The sequence below is a fragment of the Plantibacter sp. Leaf1 genome (assembly GCF_001421315.1).
In the GTDB taxonomy this organism is placed as follows: Bacteria; Actinomycetota; Actinomycetes; order Actinomycetales; family Microbacteriaceae; genus Plantibacter.
On record NZ_LMJX01000001.1, the window covers coordinates 88,228 to 110,921 of the forward strand.

The 22,694-nt window shown below is 70.0% G+C and carries 15 protein-coding genes; 9 read left to right on the plus strand and 6 right to left on the minus strand.

The window, feature by feature from the left end; all coding sequences use genetic code 11:
* Positions 1-7,596: choice-of-anchor G family protein (locus ASE44_RS00355; protein WP_162235715.1), on the minus strand; the 7,596-nt coding region annotated here is incomplete at its 3' end.
* Between the two features lie 466 nt (positions 7,597-8,062).
* Between ASE44_RS00355 and ASE44_RS19065 the strand changes: the two genes are divergently transcribed.
* From ASE44_RS19065 to ASE44_RS00380, 5 genes are all read left to right on the plus strand, one after another.
* The gene (locus ASE44_RS19065) at positions 8,063-10,930 is read left to right on the plus strand and encodes a LuxR C-terminal-related transcriptional regulator (RefSeq protein ID WP_056776367.1); all 2,868 of its coding nucleotides are present in this window, start codon (positions 8,063-8,065) and stop codon (positions 10,928-10,930) included.
* Positions 10,931-11,133: 203 nt separating this feature from the next.
* Entirely contained in the window at positions 11,134-11,778 is a 645-nt protein-coding gene (locus ASE44_RS00365; protein ID WP_157579735.1) for a SipW-dependent-type signal peptide-containing protein, read from the plus strand.
* A 20-nt stretch (positions 11,779-11,798) separates the two neighbouring features.
* Positions 11,799-12,446 carry a SipW-dependent-type signal peptide-containing protein gene (locus tag ASE44_RS18885; RefSeq protein ID WP_056014432.1) on the plus strand — a complete coding sequence of 216 codons (648 nt, stop codon included), beginning with the start codon at positions 11,799-11,801 and terminating at the stop codon, positions 12,444-12,446.
* A 10-nt stretch (positions 12,447-12,456) separates the two neighbouring features.
* Entirely contained in the window at positions 12,457-13,752 is a 1,296-nt protein-coding gene (locus ASE44_RS18765) for a signal peptidase I (RefSeq protein ID WP_235522509.1), read from the plus strand.
* A gap of 3 nt (positions 13,753-13,755) precedes the next feature.
* Positions 13,756-14,301, plus strand: coding sequence for a hypothetical protein (locus tag ASE44_RS00380; RefSeq protein ID WP_056776371.1), 546 nt, complete (start codon positions 13,756-13,758; stop codon positions 14,299-14,301).
* Between the two features lie 132 nt (positions 14,302-14,433).
* On the opposite strand, the gene ASE44_RS00385 is transcribed toward ASE44_RS00380, so the two are convergent.
* The gene (locus ASE44_RS00385; RefSeq protein ID WP_056914176.1) at positions 14,434-15,294 is read right to left on the minus strand and encodes a type II CAAX prenyl endopeptidase Rce1 family protein; all 861 of its coding nucleotides are present in this window, start codon (positions 15,292-15,294) and stop codon (positions 14,434-14,436) included.
* The gene (locus ASE44_RS00390) at positions 15,291-15,713 is read right to left on the minus strand and encodes a hypothetical protein (protein ID WP_056014423.1); all 423 of its coding nucleotides are present in this window, start codon (positions 15,711-15,713) and stop codon (positions 15,291-15,293) included. Before ASE44_RS00390 ends, ASE44_RS00385 begins: the two co-directional genes overlap by 4 nt.
* Positions 15,714-15,950: 237 nt before the next feature.
* Between ASE44_RS00390 and ASE44_RS00395 the strand changes: the two genes are divergently transcribed.
* A complete protein-coding gene (locus tag ASE44_RS00395; RefSeq protein ID WP_056014419.1) occupies positions 15,951-16,130 on the plus strand; it encodes a hypothetical protein in 180 nt (59 codons plus the stop codon).
* Between the two features lie 71 nt (positions 16,131-16,201).
* Here the strand turns inward: ASE44_RS00395 and ASE44_RS00400 are convergent, their stop codons facing one another.
* The 3 genes from ASE44_RS00400 to ASE44_RS00410 all read right to left on the minus strand — a co-directional run bounded on the left by ASE44_RS00400 (position 16,202) and on the right by ASE44_RS00410 (position 19,546).
* A complete protein-coding gene (locus ASE44_RS00400) occupies positions 16,202-16,750 on the minus strand; it encodes a hypothetical protein (RefSeq protein ID WP_056776376.1) in 549 nt (182 codons plus the stop codon).
* A gap of 145 nt (positions 16,751-16,895) precedes the next feature.
* Positions 16,896-18,620: a DUF4012 domain-containing protein gene (locus ASE44_RS00405; protein ID WP_056776379.1), complete on the minus strand. Its 1,725-nt coding sequence runs from the start codon at positions 18,618-18,620 to the stop codon at positions 16,896-16,898.
* 176 nt (positions 18,621-18,796) lie between these two features.
* Positions 18,797-19,546, minus strand: a complete 750-nt coding sequence (locus tag ASE44_RS00410; RefSeq protein WP_056776381.1) for a CPBP family intramembrane glutamic endopeptidase — start codon at positions 19,544-19,546, stop codon at positions 18,797-18,799.
* 151 nt (positions 19,547-19,697) lie between these two features.
* Here ASE44_RS00410 and ASE44_RS00415 point away from each other — a divergent pair, with 151 nt between their 5' ends.
* From ASE44_RS00415 to ASE44_RS00425, 3 genes are read left to right on the plus strand one after another with little or no spacing between them, the layout of a single operon-like run.
* The gene (locus ASE44_RS00415; RefSeq protein WP_056776384.1) at positions 19,698-21,080 is read left to right on the plus strand and encodes a polysaccharide biosynthesis tyrosine autokinase; all 1,383 of its coding nucleotides are present in this window, start codon (positions 19,698-19,700) and stop codon (positions 21,078-21,080) included.
* Positions 21,077-21,679, plus strand: coding sequence for a low molecular weight phosphatase family protein (locus tag ASE44_RS00420; RefSeq protein ID WP_056776386.1), 603 nt, complete (start codon positions 21,077-21,079; stop codon positions 21,677-21,679). Before ASE44_RS00415 ends, ASE44_RS00420 begins: the two co-directional genes overlap by 4 nt.
* A complete protein-coding gene (locus tag ASE44_RS00425; protein WP_056776389.1) occupies positions 21,676-22,662 on the plus strand; it encodes a hypothetical protein in 987 nt (328 codons plus the stop codon). Before ASE44_RS00420 ends, ASE44_RS00425 begins: the two co-directional genes overlap by 4 nt.
* Positions 22,663-22,694: the final 32 nt, after the last annotated feature.

A 22,694-nucleotide genomic window follows, 5' to 3' on the forward strand; every position in this document is an offset into this window, starting at 1 on the left:
GGCAGCATCCACATCAGCGGCAGCGTCGGTGTCGGCGGCAGCATCCACATCGGCCGCGGCGTCTACGTCAGCGGCAGCATCCGAGTCAGCGGCAGCGTCTACATCAGCGGCAGCATCGGTGTCGGCAGCAACGTCCACATCAGCAGCAGCATCGGTGTCGGCAGCGGCATCCACGTCCGCGGCAGCATCGGTGTCGGCAGCAGCGTCCGTGTCAGCAGCGGCATCCACGTCCGCAGCGGCATCCACGTCGGCAGCAGCATCGGTGTCAGCGGCAGCATCGACATCGGCGGCAGCATCCGTATCAGCAGCGGCATCCACATCGGCGGCAGCATCCGTGTCCGCGGCAGCATCCACATCCGTTGCAGCGTCCGTGTCAGCAGCGGCATCGACATCGGCAGCAGCGTCCACATCAGCGGCAGCATCCACGTCGGCAGCAGCATCGACATCAGCGGCAGCGTCCGTGTCGGCAGCAGCATCCACATCAGCAGCGGCATCCACATCGGTGGCAGCATCCGTGTCAGCCGCAGCATCCACATCGGCAGCAGCATCCACATCCGTTGCAGCATCCGTGTCCGCAGCAGCATCGACATCCGTTGCAGCATCCGTGTCGGCAGCAGCATCCACGTCGGAGGCAGCATCCGTGTCCGCAGCAGCGTCCACATCGGCGGCAGCGTCCGTGTCAGCATCCGCGTCCACGTCGGCAGCAGCGTCCGTGTCCGTGTCCGCAGCAGCGTCGACATCCGCGTCGACATCAGCGGCGCCGTCGGTGTCCACGTCGACGTCGACGTCAGCCGCGGCGTCGACATCGACCGCCGCAGCGTCGGTGTCGACGTCGACCGCGCCGTCCTCGATCGTCACGTCGGCCTCGGCCGGCGTCTCGGAGACGTCGCCCTCGGCGGTGACCGTCACGGGGCCCGGCGTGAAGTCGTCCGGGATGGGCAGCTCGACGGTGAAGGAACCGTCCGCGTTCGTCACCACGGTGACCGGCGGCGCACCCGGGATGGAGACCGTGACGGTCTCGTTCCCGGCGAAGCCCGTCCCGTCGACCGTGACCGACTCACCCGGCAGCACCGAGGACGGGTCGACCGTGATCGCCGTGTCGTAGGCGAGGACTTCGATGGTCGTCGTCGCCGGCTCGTCCGATGCGACCCCGAGAGCCGTCACCGTGACGTCACCGAGGGCGTACCCGGCGGGCACCGGCAGCGTGGCCGTGAAGCCGCCGCCCGCGTTCGTCACCTGTGTGACCACCGGAGCGCCGGGGATCGACACCGTCACCGACTCGTTGGCCGCGAAGCCCGAGCCCGTGATGACGGTGGAGTTGCCCGCGATGAGTGCGTCGGGATCGGCGGTGATGACCGGCGTGAACACGATGGCCGTCACCGTGACGGTCGCCGTGGCGGGCGTCTGCGACACCGCACCCTCGGCCGTCACGAGCAGCGGACCAGCGGTGGTTCCCGCCGGGACGGTGATGCCGACCGAGAACTCGCCGGCACCGTTCGTCGTCGCCGGGACCGCGGTACCACCGGGCACCGTGACCGTGACCGACTCGTCGGCCGCGAAGCCGGTACCGGTGATGAGCGTCGCCCCACCGGCCGTGACCGTGCTGGGGGTCGCGACGATCGCCGTGTCGTACGCCTCGACGGTGAGCTCGGCGTCGGCGGGCGTCGCCGAGGTCGCACCGACAGCGGTAACCGTGACCGGACCCACAGGCGTTCCGGCCGGCACCGGCAGGGTGGCCGTGAAGCCGCCCGCGCCGTTCGCCGTCACCACGACGGGGTCGCCGCCGGGGATCGAGACACTGACCGACTCGCCCGGGAGGAAGCCGGAACCGGAGACCGTGGTGCTCTGGCCCGGGTTCAGCGTGTCCGGGGTGAGCGTGATCGCCGTGTCGTAGACCGTGGCCTCGACCGTGACCGTGGTGGTCGCCTCCGTCGCGGACACGACCCCGAGGGCGGTGACCGTGACCGGCCCGGTCGCGAAGCCCTGCGGCACCGCGAAGGAGGTGGTGATCTCACCGTCGGCGTTCGAATCGGCCGTCACCGGGGCGAGCCCGGGGAAGGTGACCGTGACGCTCTCGGTGGGCGCGAAGCCCGCACCCGTGATGACCGTCGAGGTACCACCGGCGACCGTGGCCGGGTCGGCGTCGATCGTCGGCGTGTAGACGACGTCGACCGTGAGGTTCGTCGAGGCCGGGGTGTCGGACGTCGCACCGAGTGCGGTCACGACGACCGTGCCCTCCGCGTAGTCGGCCGGCACGGGCAGCGACACCGAGATGGTGCCGGTGCCGGAGGCCTGCGTGGTGACGGGGTCGGCACCCGGGATCGAGACGGTGACGTCCTCGTCCGGTTCGAAGCCGGTTCCGGTGATCAGCGTGCTCGAGCCGGCGACGACCGTGGCCGGGTCGGCCGTGATCGCGGTGACGTAGATCGTGGCCTCGACCGTGAGGGTGGCCGTTGCCGGGGTGGCCGAGACCACACCCGTCGCCGTGACCGTCACGTCACCGATCGGGAAGGCCGCGGGGAGCAGGATGCTCACCGAGATCTCGCCGTCGGCGTTCGCCGTGGTCGGGAGCGGGTCGACGATGCCCGGGACCGTGACGTCCACGCTCTCGTTCGCGGCGAACCCGGTGCCGGTGACGGTGGTGCTGCCACCAGGGGCGACCGTCGCCGGATCCAGCGTGATCGCCGTCTCGTAGGCGAGCACGGTGACGGTGGTCGTGGCGTCGGTCGCGGAGAGTGCACCGGTCGCGGTGACGACCAGGTCGCCGGCGGCCGTGCCCGAGGGGATCGGCAGCGCGACGGTGAAGCCACCGGTGCCGTTCGTCGTCGTGACGACCGGGGTACCGCCCGGGATCGACACGGAGACCGACTCGTTCGGCGCGAAGCCGGTGCCGGTGATCGTGGTCGAGGTACCGGGGAGCAGGGTGCCGGGGGCCGCGGTGATCGCGGTCTCGTACGCCTCCACGGTGACGTCGGCGTCAGCCGGCGTGTTCGAGGTCTCACCGGTCGCGGTGATGGTGATCGGCCCGGCCGGGGTGCCGGCCGGGATGGTGACCTCCTGCGTGAAGTCGCCGTCGCCGTCCGTCGTGACCGTGACGGGGTCGCCGCCGGGGATCGTGATCGTGACGGTCTCGTTCGGTGCGAAGCCGGTGCCGGTGACGGTGGTGGTGCCGCCGGGGTTGGCGGTCGTCGGGTCGACGGTGATCGCCGTGTCGTAGACGACGGCCTCGACCACCACGGAAGTCTGCGCCGGGGTGAGCGAGAGGGCGCCCGTGGCCGTGAAGGTCACGGTGGCCGGCACGAATCCGGCCGGGAAGGCGACGACCTGGCTGATCTCGCCGAGCCCGTTCGCGGTGGTGACGACGTCGTCGAAGCCGGGGGCCGAGATGGTCACCGATTCGTTCGCGACGTAGCCGCTGCCCGAGAGGATCGTCGAGTCGCCGGGGTTCAGCGTGGACGGGGTCGCCGTGAGCGTGGTGTCGAACGCCTGGACCGTGACCGTCGCGGTGGCCGGCGTGTTCGAGACGGCTCCGACGGCGGTGACGACGACGGGTCCGGCGGCCGTGCCGGGCAGGATCGGCAGGATCGCGGTGATGCCGCCGTCGGTCCCGGCCTCGACGACGACGGGCGTGCCGCCGGGGATCGAGACGGTGACCGACTCGCCGGGCAGGAAGCCCGTGCCGGTGACGGTGGTGCTGCCGCCGGGCAGGAGCGCATCCGGGTCGGCGGTGATCGCCGTGTCGTACACGGTGGCGGTGACGTCGACCGTGGTCGTCGCCTCGGTGGCCGACACGACGCCGAGCGCGGTGACGGTCACGGGACCGACGGCGAAGTCCTGCGGGACGGCGATGGTGGTCGTGATCTCACCGTCGGCGTTCGAGGTGACCGTGACCGGGTCGAGCCCGGGGAAGGTGACGGTGACGCTCTCGGTCGGTGCGAAGCCGGTGCCCGTGATCTCGGTGGCGGTGCCGCCGGGGACGGTCGCCGGGTCGGCGGTGATCGTCGGGGTGTAGACCACGTCGACCGTGAGGTTCGTGGTGGCCGGGGTCTCGGAGACCTCGCCGAGCGCGGTCACGACGACCGCTCCCTCGGCGTAGTCCGCGGGGACGGGGAGCAGCACCGAGATGGTGCCGGTGCCCGACGCCTGCGTGGTGACCGCGGGCGCACCCGGGATCGAGACGGTGACCGTCTCGTCGGGTTCGAAGCCGGTACCGGTGACGAGCGTGCTCTCGCCGGCGACGACCGTCGTCGGGTCGGCCGTGATGGCGGTGACGTAGGTGGTGGCCTCGACCGTGAGGTCCGCGGTGGCCGGGGTGGCCGAGACCTCGCCGGTGGCGGTGACCGTCACGTCGCCGAGCGGGAAGTCGCCGGGCAGGGAGACGCTGACGGAGATCTCACCGTCGCCGTTCGCCGTGGTGGTCACCGGGGTGGTGAGGCCGGGGATGGTGATGGTGACCGTCTCCTGCGGCACGAAGCCGGAGCCGGTGACGACGGTGCTGCCGCCGGGGGCGACGGTCGACGGGTCGAGCGTGATCGCGGTGTCGTAGGCCTCGACGGTGAGGTCCGTCGTCGCCGGGACACCGGAGACGGCACCGGTGGCGGTGACCGTCAGTGTGCCGGCCGGCGTCCCGGACGGGATCGGGAGCACGGCGGTGAATTCGCCGTCGCCGTCCGCAGTCACGACGACCGGCGTTCCGCCCGGGTAGGAGACGGAGACCGATTCGTCCGCCGCGAAGCCGGTACCGGTGATCGTGGTGGCGTTCCCGGGGAGCAGCGTCGCGGGGTCGGCCGTGATGGCCGTGTCGTAGGGCAGGACCTCGAGGTCGGCGGTCGCCGGGGTCGCGGAGGTCTCGCCGGTCGCGGTGACGACGAGCGTTCCGGCCGGGGTGCCGGCGGGGATGGGGAGCTCGACGGTGAAGTCGCCGTCGGCGTCGGCGTCGACGGTCACCGGGGTACCGCCCGGGTAGCCGACGGTGACGGTCTCGCCGGGCAGGAAGCCGGAGCCGGTCACGGTCGTCGAGGTACCCGGGATGAGCGACGTCGGGTCGAGCGTGATGGCGGTGTCGTAGATCGTCGCGGTGACGGTGACGACGGTGGTCGCCTCCGTCGCGGACACGGCGCCGAGGGCGGTGACCGTGACGTCGCCGACCGCGAAGTCCTGGGGGACCGCGATGGGGGTGCCGATCGCGCCGAGCGTGGTGGCCGTGACGGTGACCGGGTCGAGGCCGGGGAACGTCACGACGACGTCCTCACCGGGGGCGAACCCTGCACCGTTGATGATCGTGGTCGTCCCACCGGCGATGGTGTCGGGGACGGCGACGATCGACGTGTCGTAGGCGACTGCGAGGTTCGTCGTGGCCGGGGTGTCGGAGGTCGCACCGACCGCGGTGACGACGATCGAACCGGTCGGGTAGTCCGTGGGCACCGTGAGGTCGACCTCGATGTCGCCGTCTGCGGTGGCCGTGGTGGTCACCGGGTCGGCGTCGGGGATGGTGACGGTGACCGTCTCGCCCCCGGCGAAGCCCGAACCGGTGACGGTCGTCGTGCCGCCCGCGAGGACACTCGCCGGGTCGACGGTGATCTCGGTGACGTACTGCGTGGCCTCCACGGTGACCGTCGTGGTCGCCGGGCTGGCCGAGGAGGCGCCGGTCGCCGTGACCGTCACGGGTCCGAGCGGGAAGGCCGCCGGGAACGTGAGGCTCGTCGAGATCGTGCCCGTGGACGTGGCCGTGGTGACGACGGGGTCGGTGATGCCCGGCACGGTGATGGACACCGACTCACCGGCCAGGAAGCCGGTTCCGGTGATCGTCGTGCTGCCGCCGGGGGCGACCGTCGCCGGGTCCGCGGTGATCGCCGTGACGAACGGTGCGACGACGAGGTCGGTGGTGGCCGGGGTGGCAGAGGTCTCCCCCGTGGCGGTGAATGTGACCGTCGCCGGAGTGAAGCCGGCGGGGATCGCGACCGGCTGGCTGATCTCGCCAGCGGCGTTCGCCGTCGTGATGACCGGATCGAAGCCGGGCGCGGCGAGCGTGACCTGCTCGTTCGCCGCGAAGCCGGAACCGGTGATGACGGTGGACTGCCCCGGGTTGACGGTCGCCGGCGTCGCCGTGATCGCCGTGTCGAAGACGACGAGCGTGCCGCGCACCGAGGACGACGCGAGGTTGACGGTGGCGAGTGAGATCGCCGGGACGAGGGAGACCTGCGCGGCGCGGACCGTCGAGGACCCCGCCCCGAGGTCACCGGTCGCCGGTTGCACGTTGGCGGTGACGTCCGCGGCGAGGCGCACGATGTTGAGGATCGGGCCGACGACGTTCGTCGCCAGGCCACCGGTGATGGTGTTCAGGCTGGTGTTCACCGTGCCGAGCCCGGTGAAGGCGGTCGCGACGGTGTTCTTGACGATATTCAGGACGAGGTTGACGACGCCGTCGAGGGTGAGTCCGAGGGTCGTGAGGATCGGGTTGAGCACGTTCGGCAGGAGGCCGGCCGAGGTGAACGCGGCGGTGCCGTTCTGGACGGCGCCGAGCGTCGAGTCCAGCGAGAGCGAGATGACGGGCACCTGCGTGACGACCACGTTGGTCGTGACGTTGCCGGTGACCTGGATGCGCGTGTTGTTGACGAGCGTCTGCAGGCCGGCGGACACGGCAGTGACCTGCGCGGTGACGGCCGAGGTGATCGCGGCAGCGATCGCAGCGCCGATCGGCCCCGACAGCAGCGAGGTGTTCGGTGGGAGGTCGTTGAGGTCCGGCAGGGTCGGATCGTTCGCGAGCAGGGTCGCGAGGTCGACGGTGACGGCGCCCGTGAGCAAGTTGACCGAGACGCCGGTCGCCGCGGTCTGCGACGCCTGCGTGGTGAGGATCGTGTTGACCGCGGTCGCGAGGTTCGGCGGGGTCACCGTCGCCGTGGCGCTCACCCGGAGGACGCCGATGAGGTTCGCGTTCAGCGCCGTGTTGAGCGCCGAGGTCAGTCCGTTGAGCGTGGTCTGCAGCGACGGGACCAAGCCCGTCACCTGCGTGCCGACGTTCTGCACGAGCGGGCTGGTGAAGTTGAGGGTCGCACCGGAGATCTGGTAGTCGGGGACGGCCGTGGCGCCGCCCGTCTGCGAGATCGTCGAGGCGAGCGCGCCCAGGCTGAGCGAGAGGTCGCTGAGGACACCACCGGTGGGCGTGCCGACCCGGCCGAGCAGGCCGGTGAGGTTCAGGTCGGCGTCCGCGGGTGGAGCGTCGGGCCCGCCGATGGAGACACCGCCCTGGTCGGTGACCGCACCGGATCCGGCGTAGGCGTCACCGTTGGTGGCCGCAGCACCGTACTGGGCGACCGCGCCGAGCTCGACGACGCCGTTGGTGCCGAACAGCTGCAGCGAGCTTCCGAGATCGACACCGAGCGTGTTCAGCACCTCGGCCGACAGCGGGTTCGCCGCGACCGGGTACACGCCGCTGGGGTTCTCCGCCCGGGCGCCGGGGACCGCCGCGAGGGCGTCGAGGTTGATGCCGGCCGCCTGCCCGCCGAGGAACCGGCCGAAGCCGTCCGAGACGTCCGCCGGTGCCGCGGTCGCCGCCGTTGTCGACCCCATGGCGATGACCGTCCCGACCACGGCCATGGCCGCGACCTTCCATGCACGGCCTCTGCCGAGGATGCTTCGTTGCTGTTCCCCCACGGTGGAACCCTTTCTTCGGTGCACGGGCGGACCCGTGACTGGCGTCGATCCCGGCCAATCTAAAGCCGGCTCAACCTGTCCCCCACCGAGGGGACACCAACCCCGGTAGTACAGGGATCGAAACCCGTATTCAGACCGCCGAGAGCCCCCGGACGCGGGACATTCCCCCGGGGTTACGAGATAACCCCCATGTGAGGTACGTAGTTTCTACTGAGAACCCACAGCTAGGTCTCCTGGACCGCTCAGGGAATACGGATAATGGGGGCAGTCCGACGGAGGATTCGCAGCATCCCTAGTGGTGCGGATCCCGTCGGAAGCTGACGGAGCTTGAGGGGGCTGCGATGGATGGACTGTTGGCGACGGCACGACCGCAGGAGCGGTGGACGATCTCGCGTGAGCAGGTCCGTTCATGAGCGCCGGCGGACACCAGTACAGTGGCGCGAGCCGGTCGGCCGGGTCGGCGCTTCGGCGCTCCGGCGAGTTCCGACAGTCCGCCACGCGGGCGCCAGCCGCCCAAAGCAGCCGAGCCGCGGCCATCGCCCGCGTCGCCACGCTGATCGACGATCGGGCCAGCACCCTGCTGGTCGGCCCGCACGGCTACGGCAAGACCTTCGCCGCAGAGTCCATCGGGCGCCGGATGCACGAGCAGGGGCGCTCGGTCATCCGCCTCACCGACTCCTCCCTGCACGCCTCGAACGCCCTCGGCGGGTGGCGCGACGCACCGAGCGGCTCCGTCTTCATCATCGACGACGGCGCCGACCTGCACCCATCGAGCCTGACCGACCTCGTCGATCTCGCACGATCGCGGGACCAGGTCGCCCTCGTCACCCTGGAACAGGAACGCACCGGCCTGCAGGGGCGGCCAGACGAGGCCGCACACCGCCTCCTCGCCGTCTGGCGAAGCGGCGCGCTCACCCGCATCGACCTCCCTGCCCTCGACGGCTTCGAAGCCTCGGCGCTCGCCGACGCAGCAGCCGACGACGCCGTCCTCGACGACATGGCCAAGGCCGTGATCGTCCGTCTCAGCAACGGTTCGCCGCGGCTCGTCCACGAGCTCACGAAGGACGCGCTCGAGACGGGCGGGGAGTTCTACCTCCCCCGCAGCATCCTCTCCCTCGGCGTCGCCGGGGTCTCCCCGCGCGTGCACGATCTGACGGAACCACAGCTCGCACGCCTCGAGGACGAGGAACGGTACGCGCTCGTCATGCTGGCGAAGCTCGGGACGATCCCCTACGCACGAGCGGCACGCCTCCTCGGCGAACATCCGCTGCACGCCCTGATGCGGCTCGGACTCGCCCGAAACGACGGGACGGGACAGGACCGGATCGTCGCCGACGAGCTGCACGCCTGGTCGGCGCTCGCGGAATGGCGGCACAGCGGTCGTCTGCACCGCCACGACCGCGTGCAGCGGACCCTCATCTCCGACCTCAGGGTCGGCGGCCGCCTCACCCCCAACGAGTCGTTCATCCTCGGTCGCTACTGGCTGACGACGGCCGCCGACCACCTCGACGAGGGCCTCAAGTCCTCCACCGTGGCCCGTGTCTTCCTCGACGCGGCGCACGTCGCGAACGTGGCGGGGCTGGCCGAGGACGCCCGCTCACTCGCCGAACGTTCGGCCGCGTTGTATCCCTCGGTCGCGGCAGCACTCCAGTGGTCGCGGTCGCTCGCGATGCTGGGTGACGTCGTCGGCGCGCAACGCGTCCTGGAGGTGGACGCCTCCGCGGCCACCGATGACGACATCCAGTCGGAGGTCCTCAGCTGGCGGGCGACCCTCGACCGGTGGAGCGAGCGCACCTGCGCCCAGCACCTCACCGAGCAGGAGGAGGACAGTCGCGTCCTCTCGCAGCGGATCCTGATGATCGAGACGTGGCGGGACCAGCACGAGCAGGGTCCGACCGACAGCGACGCGGTCTTCTGGAAGGTCCTGCGCGACACCGAGGCGACGCAGTCCTCGCGGCTGTACGCCGCAGCCGCGCTCCTGACGCGCCTCGGCATGCACTCCACCCCGTCCGAACTCCGCGACCTGTTCCAGCTGGCCGACTCGGTGTACCGGGCGGTGCCGTACAGTTCCGCTCGCCCCCTCTCCCACGCAGTCCGGGACGCCAGCGCGATGTACGTGCTGTCGGCGGGCACCATCCGGCTCTTCGCGGGGCTGTCCTGGGCCGGCTTCGCCCGCTACGTCGACGAGTTCGCGGAACGGGCCGAACGCGGTACCGGCCGGTTGGCGACCATCGATCAGAGCGTGGTCGGGATCCTGGGCGCACAGTTGGCCCTGTTCGACGGACGACCGGAACGGGCACTGGCCGACCTCCGGATCGTCGAACGGATGCTCGACTCCACCCTGCCTCCGGAAGTGCACACGCAGCTCGGCCTGCTCATGGTCAGCGCGCTCGCCCAGACCGGTCACGTGGACGAGGCGATGGAACGTCGCGCCACCGAGGATCAGCAGCTGATCGACGCTTCGACGGCCCTCTCCTACCTGGCCGACGTGGCCGACTTCAGCCTGTTGATGTCGAGCGGCAAACTCGACGCGGCTCGGGTACATCTGTACGGCATGGCACGGTCGTCTCAGAAGCCGCTGACGGAACGCGTCTACGCCGCGTGCCTCGCCTCGGTGGTCGGCGCGGAGCCGGTGGAGGCCTTCGAGTGGGTCGCCGATGCCCGGTCGAACGAGCTGACCCCGCTCCAGGGCGCCTTGCTGCTCCTCCTCGAAGCCGGGGCGGTCGGTGACGCCAGCCGAGCCGAGGAGGCCGCCTGCTCGCTCGAGCAGCTCGGAGCCCGGCATCGGGCGATCGGGGCCCATCACCTCGCCGAACGACTCCACGCCGCACAGGGCCGGCCGCAACACGCGCGTCGGTGTGCGGAGCGAGCCGCGCAGCTGACCGACGCCTCACCTCGGCCGTCATCGGAGGCCGTGATCGATCAGCACGCGATCGCGTCCCCGTCACCGCTCTTCGTCTCCTTCCGGACCGACACCGGTGCGGTCCCGACGACGCCGGCGCCGCCGCCCTCGCACGCGCCGCTCGCCTATCTCGCGACGGACGCTCGGAGGAGCGAGAGCGAGGAACCCGCCGATCTGAGTGCCCTCACCCGCCGCGAGCTGGAGGTGGGACTGCTCATCGCCGAGGGGCTCAGCAACCAGGAGATCGCGACCCGACTGTTCCTCAGTGTGCGGACGGTGGAGTCGCACGTGCTCCAGGCGCGGACGAAGGTCGGTGCCGGACGCCGGCGGGACCTCGGCAGGATCGTCTCCCAGTCGGTGCGGCGCGAGGCGTGATGCCGGTGATGCTGCGCCGACGGGCTCCGTCCCCGCAGTTTTCCCGGTAGCGGTGAGGGATCCCAGTACCCCACTACTGGTGACAACACCTGAGCGTCCTGCCTATCGTCCTGTGAGTGTCGAGAGACGCGTGGAGGTCGTCTCCCCGTGCCAGACACCCGCAGGTGGCACGAGGTGCCATCGCCGGACTCCAGGGGGCTTCCATGACCATCGACACCACCACCGAAGCCCCAGCGGCGACCGGCGCTGACACACCCGCACGCGGCCTCCGCAGCAAGCGGGCTAAGGCGATCCTCGCGGGCGGGCTCGTCCTCGGTGTCGGTGCGGCGATCACCTTGGCCGCCTGGAACGACTCGGAGTTCGCGACCGGGGTCTTCGCCGGTGGTGCGTTCAGCATCGAGGGCAGCACCGACGGCGCCGCGTTCACGGAGCACCCGACCGACGACGTCGCCGCTCCACTCACCTTCGCTGTCGAGGCCGACAACCTGGCCCCGGAGGAGCCCGTCTACGCCGGCTTCGCCGTGCAGCTGACCGCCGCGTCGACGTACGCGGCGACGGTGGACATCACCGCGTCCAGCGCCGCTCCGATCGCCGCCTCCCTCACCTACTCCGTCGTGGCGACCGACACCTTCGGGTGCGACGCGACGAGCTTCGCCGCGGGTGAAGCGCTCGTGACGGACGCCGCGACGACCACGAGCACGGCCGCCGACATCTTCACGCTCGGAGCGGCCACGGAACCCGTCTTCCTCTGCTTCGAGGTCACGCCCGCCGCGTCACTCCCCCAGGCCTCACCGAGCGGCACCGTGCTCTGGGAGTTCTCGGCCGTCTCCACGACCCCGCTGCCGTAGTCGCGGGACGGACGGGCATCATGGGACGCCACTCGCCCGCCCTCGGGCGGCACCATCGCACGGCGACGCCTCGCCGGGCAGGTCGGTACACGCGCACGCGGGCCGCACTGGCCGCAGCACTCGTCCTCGGCGTCGGCACCTCACTGACCCTGGCGGCCTGGAGCGACGACGAGTTCGGAACGGCGACCTTCGCGGCGAGCACCTTCGCCGTGGAGTCGCAGACCGTGACGTCGACGTGGGCGGCGCACGAGGCGGGGAACCCGGCCACGTTGGCGTTCAACGCGGTCGCGATGTCGCCGTCGCTCTCGCAGTACGCGACCATCGACATCCGCACCACGGCGTCGACGAACATCGGCGGCTCAGTGGCACTCACCTCCACGTCGGCGGCGACCGGGACCCTGCTCCCGCAGCTCGAGTACCGCGTGGTCGTGATCCCCGTCGCCACCGCCTGCAATGCAGGGGCCTTCACCTCCGGGACCGTCCCCGCGTACACGACCACCCTCGCCGTCGGTACGGCCACGCCGACGGCGTCCGGGGCGTTGTCGGCCGCGGCCGGTTCCACGGTGCGGTTCTGCTTCGACGTGCGGGTCAAGGCGAACGCCCCGTCCTCGGCGCAGGGTGGGACGGCGTCGGCGACGTGGCAGTTCACCAGCACCTCCAGTTCCTGATCGGAGCACCGTGACCCCGACCCTCGCGGACACCATCGACGTCACCGGACGGCAGCGACCCCACCGTTCGGTGGCGTCGGTCGTCGGGAGCACCCTGTTGAACCTCGCGGCCCTCGGCGGCGTGGTCTGCATCGTGCTCGTGATCCTCGCCACCTGCTTCAACATCACGCTCATCATGTTCAAGACGGGTTCCATGAGCCCGACCATCCCGACCGGCTCGCTCGCCCTGGTGCGGGAGATCCCGGCGTCGGACATCCGCGTCGGCGACGTCGTGACGGTCGACCGCCCCGGGCAGCTCCCCGTGACCCACCGGGTCACCTCGGTCACGGACGGTGGTGACGGCGCCCCGGGATCGCAGCGCCTGATCACGATGCAGGGGGACGCGAACCTGTCCGAGGATCCCGAGCCCTACCGTGTGGAGACGGTCAGGATCGTCCTCGGCTCGGTGCCCGGCCTCGCCGCCATCGTCATCTGGTTCTCGAACCCGTGGGTCCTCGGCGGCCTGACGCTCGCCTGTTCGGTGCTCGTCGGCTGGGCGTTCTGGCCGCGCTCCGGACGGAACGACCCGCCCGGAGGGACCGGCGGACGGCGGACCGCGGCTGCCCCGGCGGCGAAGGCTCCGAACCGGCGACCTGCACGGCACGCCGCCCTCCGTTCCACACCCCTCGCCGTCGTCCTCGGGACAGGCCTCGCGCTCGGCGCCGCAGCTGGTCCGGCGCACGCGGAACCGCAGGTCGACGTCGTCTCCGGCGAGGCCGTCGTACTCACCTCGGTGGGCGACCCGACGGCCATGCAGAACCTCGGCCCCGGCCGGTCGACACCGTGGCAGGTGGGCATCCACACGAAGCCGGCGGCGACGCCGGGGTCCATCGACGTCTCCATGGTGGGTTCCGGTTCGTCCGCACTCGGCCTGGTGATGGAGGTCGACGCCTGCTCGGTCCGGTGGACCTCCGCCGGATGCGAGGGGACCACCACCCACCTGTTCGACGAGATGCCGGTACCGGTCGACGGTGTCGAGCGTGCTGTCCTGTCCATGCGCAGCACCGAGGCCTGGTGGGTGCGCTTCGACGTGCGGATGCCCGCCGGGGCCGCGGCCGCCGACGCGTCGGTCGCCCTGACGCTCATGGCCGACGGCATCGGTGACGACGTGTCCGTGTCGGCCTCGCCCATGACCACCCTCCCCCGCACCGGCGCGAACGTCGAGTTCGCGATCTGGGCGGCGGCCGGAGCCGTCATCCTCGGACTCGTCGGGGCCTGGACCGGCGCGCTGCGCCAGCGGGCTCGACTCGCGAAGGCCGGTCGATGAGGGATGCGCGCTGACACGACGGTGACGGATCGACGCGGGCGAGCGGGCCATGCCAGGCGCCCGATCGGCACGCACCGACGGCTGGTGGCGTCGGTGGTCGCGCTCGCCGCACTCCTCCTCGCGGCGCAACCCGCCCCAGCGCAGACCGAGGCGGCCTGGACGGTCACCAGGTTCGGCTCCGCGAGTTTCTCCGCGTTCACGGTGCCGTCACCGGCGATCACCAGCTGCACCTTCAACCCCAACACGATCGGGCTGCTGTCCTCGTACACCGTCGTCTACACGATCCCCGCGGGCTACACCATCAACTACGCGTACTCGCCGAACGCCTCGTTCACCTCGCCCACCGTCATCACCCCGACCTCGACGAGTGGGACCACCACGGTCACCTCGACGTTCAGCCTCGGGTTGCTCGGCGGGCTCCTCGGGTCCAACGTCTACATCGGTGCCCGGCTGACGCTCCCGTCGACGACGTGGTCGTCGCCCTACCGGCTGGTGAACGGGACGTCCAACGCCCTGGGGACCAACGGCGGCTGCGCGATCGTCCCCTGAGTCCGCCTCGGTCCCTGAGCCTGTCGAAGGGCGCACCCCCGGTCCCTGAGCCTGTCGAAGGGCTCGGCTGCTGGTCCCTGAGCCTGTCGAAGGGCGCTCGCTCCGGGACCGCGGCCGGTCAGCTCGGGCCGCTCAACTCGCGCCGCTCCCCGCGATCACGAGTGCGGCGGCCATGCCGTTGAACCACATGTGGGTCCAGATGCCGGGGCCGAGTCGCTTGGTGGTGGCGGCGTACACACCGTTGACGACGCCGAGCACGAGGATGGTGAGGCCGAGGGTCACCATGGTGATCGGGCTGCCCCAACCCTCGTAGAGGTGGACGGCGGCGAACAGCAGTGCGCTCGCGCCGACGGAGACCACGGCTGCGGTTCGGCGGCGCGAGGTCGACGGGGTCGCGCCCGCGCCACCGCGGACCGCGCCGGACGCTCGTCCGCGGAGGATCGTGTTCCGGAAGCCACGGAGCAGCAGCCCACGGAAGAGGAGCTCTTCGCAGATGGGCGCGACGATGGCGACGGCGATCACCGAGTTGAGGATCACCCACCCGATCTCGGGGGCAGGGGGTGCCAGGTTCGACTTCGGCGTTCCGCCCATGAGGGTGATGACGAAGCCGTCGATCATGCCGGCGATGAGCCGGATGCCGATCGCCGAGCCGAGGCCGATGAAGACGTCGAACCAGCGGATCTGCAGCCCGAAGTCCGTGACCCAGGAGCCGGTGCCGAACCGTTTGCAGACGATGGCCAACGCGATGAGGATGCCGCCGTAGAAGACGGTCCACAGGAGGAGGTCGGCGAGTTGGGTGTCGCCCAGGACGGCGGGGAGCGCGCCGCGCAGGACGACGAGGAGCGCCAGGGTGATGACGAGGACGACGAGGGCGGTGCCGGCTCCCCATCGGCTGCCGTCCGGTGGGGTGTATGGCAGGGCGGCGGCGGCCCGGCGGTCCTCGGCTCGTCGCTGGCGCGGGGTCGGCGACGGCTCGGTCTGTCCGGTGGTCATCGGACGGGTCGGGAGAAGTGCGCCCGCGCTGCCGGGAGGTACATCTCGACGACGGCGACGATGGTCACGATGACGACGACGATCGCGAGGATGTTGCCGACGAAGATGGAGGCGATCGAGCCGAGGACGGACAGCACGCCGAAGATCGTGAGGATCACGCGGGCCCAGTTGCGTCCTTGCGCCATGAACCAGGCGAAGAGCACGTGGAGCGCGGCGCCGATGAACGAGCCGATGCCGGAGGAGATGGTCATGACCTCGGTCGGCACGGGCAGGTTGAGGCGGGTGGCCGCGGCCTGCTCAGCCGGTGAGGTGGCGGTGAGGATGCCGGAGATGACGAGGAGGACGGCGACGACGACCCACAGCCAGAAGGAGATGGCGATGGGGGTGGGGACGGTCTTCTTGCCGATGTTCATGGTCATGATGCTCGTTTCGGATCACGGGAGGATCCGACGGCCGGACCCAGGCTGGTCGAAGAGTATTGCCGACTGCCTGACCCCCGGAAGGGGGTATGTCCCGGCTGTCCGTTTTCTGCAGCGATCGCCTGCCGGCCGAGGTCCTGCCGGCCCGTCGGGTCCGGTCCCTGAGCCTGTCGAAGGGCACCCGCGCATCCTGTCAACCCTGCCCGTCTCCGGAGCCGTACCTCTTAATCTCTCTCCATGACGAACCACACCAACGACACCGACAGCACCTCGAGCGAGGGCACGCCGAAGCCGGACGGCCTGGGCGAGAACCAGACCATCCCCAACAGCGAGGACGGCCTCGCGGTCGGCCACGACCCCGACGCCTCGAACTTCAACCAGGAAGAGGACCCCGACCACCCGAGCGACGACGCGTAGGTGGGAACACGACAAAACGGCCGGTGCATTTGCACCGGCCGTTCTGTGTTGGTCCGTGGACCGAGAGGTTGTTACGCGGCGAGGCCAGCGCGCTGACGACGCATCATCACGAGGACCGCGATGAGTGCTGCGCCGAGGACGACTGCACCAGCAGCGCCCCACACGAGGAAGGCCGGGGTGTTGAAACCGGTGTCGGCGAGGCCGTCGCCACCGGTGCCACCCGAACCGCCACCGGCAACCGCACGGACCGTGACGGTCGTGGTGCCGATGATCTGCGAGGAGAGGCCGGTGCCGGTCACCGTGTAGGTGCCCGTGGCGTTGGTCGGGAGGGTGACGTTCAGCGCAACCGAGCCGGTGGCCGAAGCGGTCTTGACGAGCGTCTTGGTGTCGACGGCGGCGAGGGTCGCGCCGGTCGCGTTCTCACCGGTCAGGGCGAGCGAGACGTCCTCGTTCGGCTGGAAAGCGCCGTCGGTGAAGGTCACGGTGAAGGTGCCACCGGCCGTGACATTGCCGGAGACGACAATGTCGGCGCCGGGAACGTACGAAGCGTTCGCAGCGACCGGAGCGATGAAGAGGCCAGCGAGGGCCAGCGCGAAGACCGCGGTGATTTTCTTGAGCATGTGTGGATTCCCCTTGGAGACTGATCGGTTGACAGTGCTGTAACTGACAGAGCTGTAGCTACCGCCACGAACAGCCGCATCGTGACGAAGAGCGTTGCGTCGTATCCGAAGCCCCCCGAAAACGGTTCAAATCCGACAACACGCATTACTGTACGGCAAATTCGCAGGTAAGCGCCAGTTGTTGTGTTTCAAAAAGATGAAGTTTGGGGGTCGAGACGACAAATGGCTGCTTCGACACGCCGGACGTGGAGACCGCGAGGTCGACCGTCGTGCTCTCACCGGGAGCCAATTCGAGCCGGAACTGTGACAGCGGGAAGTCGCCGTCGAGCGCCGGCTGCACCGGAAGATCCGCGCCATCACGCTGGATTCCCTCGGTGTACGACCCCGGCGGCGAGTACAGCGCGACCTTGAAGTTGAAGTTCCCCGGCGTGACCCCGTAGCTTCCGCCACCGGTGATGTAGTCGCTCAGTGACGTCGCCGCATCCGCTGGAGCCGTGTTCGTAAATTTCAGACGCAATCCGAGGATCTGTCCTCCGGAACCGCATTGTGCTATGCCGCTCTCCGTTTGCACGTCCAGGTAGTAGCCCATCTTGCTGCCGGTCGCGTCGTTGATGTACACGCCGAAGGCGTCCGCCTGCTGCTCCTTCGTCGGGAGCATGTCGGTCAGGCTCGTCCCGGCGAGGAGCGCCTGCTCCTCCTCAGCGGCGCTCCACACCAGCACCCGTCGTTCGTCGCCCGACTTCGCGAGGGCTTCCACCAGCTTCGTGGCGTCGAAGTTCCCCGTTGAGATACGCGCGAAGACGGCGGCCGATGCCGCAGCGAAGAACGCGTCCTGCTCCGCCCCGGCCGGATAGCGCTGGTAGACCTGGTTCAGGAGCAGGTCCGCGGCATTCTCGGTGGTCAGCTGGTCGCCCGAGGGCAGGTCGATCGGACCCGTCGCCGCCAGGAGGTAGCCGAGTGCCACCGGATCGATGCTGAGCACCCCGTCGACGCGCGTCCCGAACCGCTGGAACCACATCTCCGATGCGAGCTCCGAGGACAGGTCGAAGCGTGGCGTGAGCGTCGTGTCCTGCAGGAATCGGCCGGTGATGTTGCCGTACACGCCGGCGGTCTCCACCGGGAGCGGCAGGACCGGCTCCGGGAAGCGGGGGAAGTCGGCGGTGGTCGCCTGCTGGACGAGCGAGATCCGACCCCCGTCGGTTCCGATGAGCGCGAGGGCTCCGGGGTTGCCGCCGCTTGCGCGTGGCTCGGCCGGGTTCTGGAACATGATCAGGTAGTTGCGCGGGCCGTCAGCCCCGAGCATCGCCGGGAGGAGGTCGATCGCGCGGCGCGCCGCATCCACGGTGTCCGCGGTCTCCGTGAGCACCGGCCCGAGCTGGTCGACAGCGGCCGACACCTGGCTGATCAGCGAGGACTGGTCGATGCCGCGGACGCGCTGGGCAGCGCTCTCCAGGGCGTCGTCGGCTGAGCGGACGTCCTGCTGGGCGTCGATCATCGGCTGCAGCGGCACCGCTCCGTCGACCGGCTTGAAGAGGTCGGGGCGAAGGGAACCGGAGAGGTTGACGAGGGGCGAGATGGCTCCGACGGCCACCTCGTCCGTCGCACCGGCGAGGTTCCGCACCGCCGAGAGGTTCGGCCCGATCCAGGGGACGACCTCGGCAGCACGCCAGATGGGGTCGCTCGTCAGCGCGGCAGCCTCACGGGCGTGTGAGGCGAGTTCACGGGCGGTCTTCCCTGCAGCGGCGGCATCGCCGGCGAGCACCTGCTCGCGGACCTGCTGCGCGAGGGGCACCGCGGCCTCCAGCTCCCCCTTCGCGAGGAACGCGCGAACACCGATCCAGGCAACGACGGCGAGGAGCAGCACGAGCACACCCGAGACGATGAGGGCCGTCCGACGACGGCGGGCGCGGAGGCGCTCAGGGTCTGCATTCTCCCGGCGGCGGGCACGCTTACGAGCATTCGTGCTTCGGCGGCTCCGCGACGAGGATCGGGAGGAGCTTGAGGAGGATGAACGACGATTGTCGGGTTCGGGTGCCGGCATGGGGGTTATTCAATCACGACGCCGGTGCCGCCCGTCACGGCCGTCAGGCCGAGAGCGAGGACCGAGGTGTTGAAAACGATGTGCGCGACGATCGCCGGGCCGAGCCGACCGGTCAGGATCGCCAAGCTCCCCGTGACGAGACCGACGAGGAGGGTTCCGACCCCGACGACGATCGTCTGCGCCAAGGTGGTCACGACCAGCAGGTGCAGGACGGCGAAGAGCACGGCGCTGATCACGACGGCGATCCAACGGCCGCCGCGAAGGGTTCCGATCACGGAGGGCAGGACGAGGCCGCGGAAGAACAACTCCTCGATGATCGGAGCGAGCGCGACGACGGCGAGCAAGGCGACGACGAAGAATACAACCTGATCGACCGTGTCCAACGGGACGGCACCTCCGGCTGTCGCCGGCAGCCCGCCGTAGAAGAGGATCTCGAGGGAGCTCGACGCGATCCGGAGGACGAATCCGGCGGCGGCACCCCACAGGAGGTCGATGGGCCGGATGCTCCAGCGAACCGCTGACGACCCCGCAGCGCGCCAGCGAGGTACCAGGGCGACGGCGAGCAGTGCCGCGACGAGCGGCAGCCAGACGAGCAGGTAGCCGTTCAGCGGGGAGAACGGGCCCAGGATCTGGACGCCGGCGGGGAACGCCAGGATGAGCGCCACCGTCGCTGCGAACCCGAACAGCGCGATGATGAGGCGCGATCGAGCGACGTGTTGATCATCGTGCGGAGTCGGTTCACCTGGGTTCGTCACGAGAGCAAACTACGGCAATCGACCATGTTCGCGACACGACCGCTCGGGAACAAGCGTCGGTTTATGGCAGCATGGCTCCCAACGCCCTGTTCGGGGCACGCCTTGGCAGCAGGGTGAACCGCTCTCCTCCTGACTGATCGGAAGCCACCGCGTGGAGCTCAGTGACTACCTCCGTATCCTCCGCAAGTACTGGGTCCTCATCCTTGCCCTCGCTCTGACGGGGTTGGCCGCCTCCGCGCTCTACTCCCTGTCGAGGACGCCGGAGTACAGTTCATCTGCAAAGGTCTTCGTCTCGACGCAGGCCACGGACAACCTTTCGGAACTGAGCCAGGGAAACACCTACTCGCAACAGCGGGTCAAGACCTACGTGAACCTGGTGAGCACGCCGATCGTGCTGCAGCCCGTCATCGCGGCACTCGAGCTCAACATCACCGCCAGCCAGTTGGCCGGTCAGGTGAGCGCCACCTCGACGGCCGACACGACGATCATCGAGATCACTGCTTCGAACGCCGACCCCGTCCTAGCCGCCGAACTCGCGAACACCACCGCAGAGAGCCTCACCGGCGTCGTGGCGAAGATCGAAAGCTCCGAGGATGGCGCCTCCAGCCCGGTCAAGCTCACCCGGGTGCAGGAAGCGAACGTCCCCACCCAGCCTGGAAGCCCGAACGTTCCCCTCAACCTGATCATGGGGACGCTGCTCGGCGTGGCACTCGGAGTCGCGTTCGCGGTGCTGCGGACCACTCTCGACACGCGAATCCGCAACGAGCGCGACGTAGAATCGGTGACCGACCTCCCGCTCATGGGTGGCATCGCCTTCGATCCGAAGGCCAAGCAGCGCCCGCTCATCGTGCAGGCCGACCCGAAGAGCCCCCGGGCTGAATCGTTCCGCAGTCTGCGCACCAACCTCCAGTTCCTCGACGTCAGCGATCAACCCCGCAGCTACGTGATCACCTCCTCGATCCAGAGCGAGGGCAAGAGCACGACGGCCGCGAACCTCGCGATCGCCCTGGCGGACGCCGGTCACCGCGTGATCATCATCGACGCCGACATGCGTCGCCCGAAGCTCGCGTCGTACTTCGACCTCGAGGGAGCCGTCGGGCTCAGCGACGTCCTCATCCGTCGGGCCACGCTCGAGGACACCATGCAGCCTTGGGGCCGCGGCGCACTCACCGTCCTGCCCGCCGGCGCGATCCCGCCGAACCCGAGCGAGCTGCTCGGGTCGAGCGTGATGCAGAAGCTCATCACCGGTCTCGAGAAACAGTTCGACTACGTCCTCATCGACGCACCGCCGCTGCTCCCCGTCACCGACGGCGCGCTTCTCGCCCGCCACACGGGTGGCGCGCTCGTCGTCGTCGCCGCCGGCCGGACGCACAAGAACCAGCTGAAGGGCGCCCTCGAGTCCCTCGTCCATGTCAACGCCTCGGTGTCCGGTCTCGTCATGACCATGGTCCCGACCAAGGGCCCCGACGCCTACGGCTATTCGCGCTACGGGTACGGTGCCGGCTACGGCTACACCGAGGATGTGAAGGCGTGACCGACGGCACGACGACGACGGACACGCGTCCGTTCTCGATCCTGTTCGTCTGCACCGGCAACATCTGCCGCTCCGCGCTCGGGGCGCAGCTGCTGACCGCCCGACTCGACGAGGCCGGGGTCACCGCGGGTGGCCACCTCATCCGCGTGACGAGCGCCGGAACGGGCATGGAGCCCGAGCTCGTCATGCCGGCGGAGGTCGCCGAGCAGTCCCGCCGCTTCGGAGGAGACCCGAGCGGACACGTCGCCCGCCAGCTGGACCGCGACATCGTCGCCGACGCCGATCTCATCCTCACGGCGACGAGAGCGCACCGCAGCGACGTCGCCCGCCTGCTCCCCCGCGCTTCGCGAGTCACGTTCACGGTGCCCCAGTTCGCGCGCCTCGTGGCCGAGACGGAACCGGCGGCGGACCTGTGGGCCCTCGTGGCGGAAGTGGCCGCCGAACGCGGGCTCGTGCCACCGCCCGAGAACCCTGACGACGACGACATCGAAGACCCCTATCGCCGGAGCGCCGAGACGTATGAGCGGGTCGGCGAGCAGATCCGCGGCTTCATCGACATCATCGCGAGTCGCTTGGCGCAGTCGGGCGATCGACGGTGAGCACGAAACGAGGGCGCTCAACGTTCCGCTCGGCGAAGGGCCGATCACGGTGGCGGGACTCGCTGAGTTCCAGCCAGCGGGTACTCGTCCTCGTCGGCCTCGCGCTGTTCCTCATCGTCGACGTGATCCTCGTCGGGCTCGCGCTCTCGGCGAACCAGGCTCCGAGTGCAGAACGCACGCCGCGCCCGCTCGTCACCTTCAATTCGACTCCGCAGCCGGCGCCCGAACCCGTTGCCTCGGCCGATCCGACGGCTGCGCCGACAGCAGACGGCAAGCGGTTCATCACGACCATCGACGGCCAGACGCTGTGGCGCGCCACCGCAGGTGCGTGTGCCTCCGCACCCGCGGTCGTCGAACGGAGCGTCGACGCCGGCGCGACGTGGACGCCGTTGGCGACGAGCGCCTTCGACCTCCGACAGGTACTCACGCTGACGACCGGTGACGAGGGAGAGCTCGAGATCATCGGCGCCACGGGCGACGCCTGCGCTGTCGGCGGTTTCTCCTCCACCGATGCTGGAGACACCTGGGCCCCGGATGCTGCGTTGCCGGGCGAGGTCGGCTATCTGACCCCCGACGAGACCTCTGTCGTCGTCGCAGGCCAGGGCGTCGGGCTCCCGTGCCCAGCAATCGACGTCATCGACGCGACGGCGACGCGGACGGTCGCCGCCTGCGCAGCGGTCCTGGCGGAATGGAACCCGGCCACCAGCTCCTGGGGTGCTTCCCCCTACGCCGGTGTGCACGGACTGGCAACCGACGGCGAGCGCCTCATGTTCGTCGCGCGTGGCGTGCCGGGCTGCAACGGTCTGGGTGCCCTCGTGACGAACGGTGCCCCCGCTCCGTTCGAGAACGCCTCGCTGGTCGGTTGTGCCGAGGGAGCGGACGTCACCGCTCCTGCTGCCCTCGCGATCGCGGGCACCGGGGCCTGGCTGTGGGTCGGCGACACCGTGCTTCGATCGACCGACGGCGGCGTCACCTGGGGTTAGGGTTTTCCCTACAGTTGTAGCTCAGGAACCCC

Excerpts from the sequence above, each read along its gene's own strand:
- ASE44_RS19065 (WP_056776367.1), top strand. The coding sequence starts at position 8,063 with ATGAGCGCCGGCGGACACCAGTACAGTGGCGCGAGCCGGTCGGCCGGG.
- ASE44_RS00365 (WP_157579735.1), top strand. The coding sequence starts at position 11,134 with ATGACCATCGACACCACCACCGAAGCCCCAGCGGCGACCGGCGCTGAC.
- ASE44_RS18885 (WP_056014432.1), top strand. The coding sequence starts at position 11,799 with ATGGGACGCCACTCGCCCGCCCTCGGGCGGCACCATCGCACGGCGACG.
- ASE44_RS00380 (WP_056776371.1), top strand. The coding sequence starts at position 13,756 with ATGCGCGCTGACACGACGGTGACGGATCGACGCGGGCGAGCGGGCCAT.
- ASE44_RS00385 (WP_056914176.1), bottom strand. The coding sequence starts at position 15,294 with ATGACCACCGGACAGACCGAGCCGTCGCCGACCCCGCGCCAGCGACGA.
- ASE44_RS00390 (WP_056014423.1), bottom strand. The coding sequence starts at position 15,713 with ATGACCATGAACATCGGCAAGAAGACCGTCCCCACCCCCATCGCCATC.
- ASE44_RS00395 (WP_056014419.1), top strand. The coding sequence starts at position 15,951 with ATGACGAACCACACCAACGACACCGACAGCACCTCGAGCGAGGGCACG.
- ASE44_RS00400 (WP_056776376.1), bottom strand. The coding sequence starts at position 16,750 with ATGCTCAAGAAAATCACCGCGGTCTTCGCGCTGGCCCTCGCTGGCCTC.